This is a genomic window from Haladaptatus ordinarius (assembly GCF_054177595.1).
The window spans coordinates 1-4,190 of the sequence record NZ_JBPEHH010000194.1; the positions used below are offsets into that span (position 1 = coordinate 1).

General features: G+C 53.5%; 5 protein-coding genes and 1 pseudogene. 5 read left to right on the forward strand and 1 reads right to left on the reverse strand.

All coding sequences use genetic code 11. The features are described 5' to 3' along the window. Positions 1–94 precede the first annotated feature (94 nt). A complete protein-coding gene (locus tag ACR3FF_RS25980) occupies positions 95–985 on the reverse strand; it encodes a DUF1254 domain-containing protein (RefSeq protein WP_458190987.1) in 891 nt (296 codons plus the stop codon). 640 nt (positions 986–1,625) lie between these two features. Here ACR3FF_RS25980 and ACR3FF_RS25985 point away from each other — a divergent pair. The 5 genes and pseudogenes from ACR3FF_RS25985 (at position 1,626) to hepT (ending at position 4,098) form a co-directional block, all read left to right on the forward strand. After that, a pseudogene (locus ACR3FF_RS25985) lies at positions 1,626–2,014 on the forward strand (DUF8008 family protein). A gap of 345 nt (positions 2,015–2,359) precedes the next feature. Further along, complete coding sequence (locus ACR3FF_RS25990) at positions 2,360–3,043, forward strand: nucleotidyltransferase domain-containing protein (protein WP_458190989.1); 684 nt, start codon at positions 2,360–2,362, stop codon at positions 3,041–3,043. 3 nt (positions 3,044–3,046) lie between these two features. Beyond that, complete coding sequence (locus ACR3FF_RS25995; RefSeq protein ID WP_458190990.1) at positions 3,047–3,355, forward strand: DUF8154 family protein; 309 nt, start codon at positions 3,047–3,049, stop codon at positions 3,353–3,355. Between the two features lie 13 nt (positions 3,356–3,368). After that, positions 3,369–3,773, forward strand: coding sequence for a nucleotidyltransferase domain-containing protein (locus ACR3FF_RS26000; RefSeq protein WP_458190991.1), 405 nt, complete (start codon positions 3,369–3,371; stop codon positions 3,771–3,773). After that, a complete protein-coding gene (gene hepT / locus ACR3FF_RS26005; protein ID WP_458190992.1) occupies positions 3,766–4,098 on the forward strand; it encodes a type VII toxin-antitoxin system HepT family RNase toxin in 333 nt (110 codons plus the stop codon). Before ACR3FF_RS26000 ends, hepT begins: the two co-directional genes overlap by 8 nt. Positions 4,099–4,190 lie beyond the last annotated feature (92 nt).

The following is a 4,190-nucleotide window of genomic DNA, read 5'->3' on the forward strand; positions in this document are numbered from 1 at the left end:
CGAGTCCGAAAGAGCACCGTCTGGCTGAGGGATATTGAACACATTCACTCAACCAGACATCTTCCTAATTAGACTAACGCTTTAGCTTCAGTTCTCACATCGGTTGGGAAGTACCGACAGTGAGTTTGTAGGGCGTTGTGCCATCATTCTGGGTGGGAATCCGTTGGAGGAAAAGCGCCTCCGACGGCTGCGGGGGGCCGCTCCACCCCGACGGACTGGCGACGAAAAATTTTACCGGGTCAACCTGGCCGACGTCACCATACGCGCCCGAGAAGTTCTCGAGCGTGGTAAAGACAGTCGTGAGCGCGTCGTCGAGTTGTTTGAATGATTGTGGATCCCAGTCGGGAATCTCGAACGAGCCTTCTGATGCTTGTTCAACACCGATCTCGTCCTGGAGTTGCCGGACTTGTTTTACATCGGCCGGATCGTTCGGGTCAACAAACATGCGGATCAGGACGCCAGCATACCGCGTCTCTACCATATCTTGTGTTATCGTGTACGTGCCAGGTTCGGTGACGCTCAGCTTCACATATTGGTCCTCGTTCTGGACGTTCATCGACTGGTATCGGTCACCGCTGTCTGGGAGCGTGATGGTGACTGGCTCGGTCAGATCGAACACCCCGAGTGAGTAGATTGTGTCACGATTTGGTTCGACGTCCAACTGCTCCCCGACAGGAGTTATATTTCTGAAATTATAGAGCTGTCCGAACCCGCCCTCGTCGACGGTTGCCTGGAATGACGCATGACAGTTGGCGCGCGGGTAGTTCGCCCATGTCACTGGGACTGCATCGGTATTGTCCGTCGTCTGTTGCTCGGCTTGGTTGGTAGTCTGGGTCGATGTGTTTTGGCGAGCACTGGCACTGCCGACGCCCAGTGCGAGTAATCCGGCGAGGCCTGCTCCTTGAAACGCACTTCGGCGGGTTGCTTGCAGCGGGTTCGAATACGATTCTGAATCAGTTGGCGTGTCGTGTGTCTCGTTGGTCATGGTTGGTGTCTCGCTTTTCTCTCGCGTTGTGCTCACAGCACTGCCTCACCCGACTCGCACTCCATACGACGGACTCCTACAAAGTACTGTCTCTAAAATAACATAAATTGCAGTCATAATCACGGTGAGAACTGGTTGGCCACCTGTTCAGTATTGATATGAAATCTGTTTTCTGTGTATTGAACAACCTACCCATCTCCTGTGTACGCTGGTGGCTGGCTTGATTCGTGTTCTGCGATCAGCACGACCGCCGAGATTGGATATCGATTGAAGGTTTCCAGCGAAGCCGTAATTTGTGGTTCGTTAGAAGAAAAGGTGTGCAACTGATCCAGCCTCTACCCTGTGGTCGTTAGAGATACGATTTGAGGCTAATTTCGACATGACTCGCGAGGAATTGCTCAATGCGTTTCTCACGCCACCCAAGCGGTGACAACACACTCGCCGCCGCACGAATCAACAACTCCCGATAAAACTCGGTATCATACTCGTCCAACTCCTCACTCGCCAACACCACCCACTCTCGCGACTGCTTCGCATCGTCGTTAGTATTTAATACTAACCAACGGCTTTTCGAGGAATGAGATTCTGCGACCAGGGCAATCTCACGGAGTAGTCTCGACCTGCCCGCTATGACGATGAGATGCTTGCCTCTGTCACGAATCGCAAACCCGACGAGCTTGCAGCGAAGGTATGGCACGAGCGCGATGAGGCCGGTCGCTACTCACTCTGGTCGAATGGAAGTGGTGAGATCAGTGCCTATCTGGATACCTCAGAACTCGCCCAGTGGATTCGGCTGAAAGAGTCCGGCGTGAGCAAGAAATACTCACAGGAACTCGCTCGGCGGACGATGGACGCGATGCACGACCTCTCGAATGGACCCTTGGAAAGATCAAACGCCAACGGTCCAAAGACTGCTTGAGCTACCAAGAGACGCATCTCGTCCTGAAATCCGATGTGGAGCTTCCCGGTGAAGTTTCGAAGGAGAACACGGACGCTAGCCCGACCAAAGACAGGGTTGCCGGAGAGTAGCGTGGTCGGGACAAAAACACGCCCGAGAGGGACACAACTCTAACACGAGACCCCACACAACCGCGGTCATGAACGCCCCGAATTGACACAGTCCGGGGCCGACGCTGTACGGCTACTCGTGAGTATGGCAGTTGTATCGGCGTCTATCGGCTAGAAACCAGCAGAGGGGGCGAAAGGTGGTACCGGCCACCGCGTCTGTGGTCGGGAATTGTGAAACACCGAATGGTTTCCGTCCGAACAAGAAATGCAGGGGCCTGGTGACCGAACGGGAGCGTGCTCAGGGCAACCATCCGAAGAGCAATTCGACCACAATGTTTTTGCATATCCTGCAAACACTTGTGAAGTATGCAAACACAGTCGGGAGTAGTCCTCGATTTTCCGTTCCCGGAGGAGCGAGTGTTCCGATATCAAGCGATGCAAGATATCCTCCATCATTTCGTAAATGAACCTCACCAGAGCTTCACTCAGAAGGAGCTCGCAGAGATAACAGAAACGGATATTTCAACGATTTCTCGGTCAGTCGATCTGCTCGAACAATTGGGTGTCGTTACACAAGATACCGGTCGTCCTGCTCAGATCCGGATCGATCACGACCATCTCCAAAAACCGGATCCACTCCTCTCGATTTCCCAAAGTGAGTTCCGGAAACCTATCGAAGCCTTTCTTAGCGAGTTACAGCAGCAGGTTGCCAAATTAGATGACGTCGAAACCCTCGTGGGAGTCACCCTTTTCGGAAGTGTTGCCCGCGGGACAGCAGACCGAAGCAGTGACATTGACCTCCTTGTCATTATCGACGGAAACCACACCTACGGACGACGGATTGCAAACCAGATAGCACGCAGCCTCGAAGAACAATCGTTTGATGGTGATCGATATGAGTTCGAAGTGCTAGTCGAAACATCGGAAAGCGCAGCACAGTATGGTGCCAAACTTCGAGAGATCTTCGATGAAGGACTCATATTGTTTCAAAGTGAGGACTTTCGACACGTTCGAGCGGCGGTATATGCTGATGAACCAGAGGAGGTCTAATCGATGCCTATTGAGCTTGACGACATCGAACCGTTGCTCACTGAGGCCGAAGAAGCGTTCCGGTGGGGCGGACAGCACCCAGAAGAAGGACTCGACATTTCTGATGCCGGTCTCATCCAACTCCGCAAAGCGTGTCGATCCCTCTCAGGTGCCGATCGACTGCTGTCGGATGGATACTACACGCTGACGATCGAAGCAGCGTTCACATCGATCGAGAAGACACTTCTCTTCTGGCTGATTCACGAGAGCCACCATGATCCTTCGAACCCACCGCAATCACATACGACAGCAATCCAGCGAAGACTCGATTGACGGACACTCGGAGTTGCTCGCTGTCCTTGAAGAGTCACTCTGCCGCGATACGGACATCAACTTTGCTGTGGTGTTCGGCTCGCACCTCACCAGCAACTCGCGTCCGTCATCCGACCTCGATATCGCCGTTAAGTTCGCAGAGAGCCTCTCCTCTCACGAGCGATTCCAAAAACTCTGTTTCCTTTCAGGGGACCTCCAACGAGAGGACGCCCCGTTCATCGATGTCTCAGATATTGAAACACTACCACTCGAGGTAGCACACGACGCCGTCAATGGCGAGTTCCTCTGTGGCGACAAGGACACATTCCGCGACTTCAAAACGGACACAGAAGCGCTGTTTGCAGAGCAACGCGAAGAGATTCGTCGCCACCAGCGGGACGTGATCGACCGCATTGCAGAGGACGGCCTTCATGGCTGACGGACGAGTCGTCTCAACAAAGCTTGAACAAATCGAGCAGTACCATGGTGAACTGAAGGAGAAACAACATTCACTTACTCGTACAGAGCTCCTCACGAATACGACTGAGCAACGCGCCGTTGAGCGGATGTTCGAGAATGCGATTCAGGCGTGTTCCGACCTCGCTCAACACATTGCCACGCACGACTTTGATTTTGCGGGAGTTGCATCCAAGGAGGCGATTCGCGTTCTCGGCCAAGAGGAGGTTATCGACGAGGAGACGATGAATACGCTCGTCGCAGCGATTGGGTTTCGGAACGTCGCTAGTTGTCCACTCTCTCGATAACGGCGGCAGCAAAAGCTCGGTCTCACACCGGAAGGACACCGAAAGCGAGACGAAGAACCCTACGAACGCTGCGGAGAGTCGAGAAGGTATCG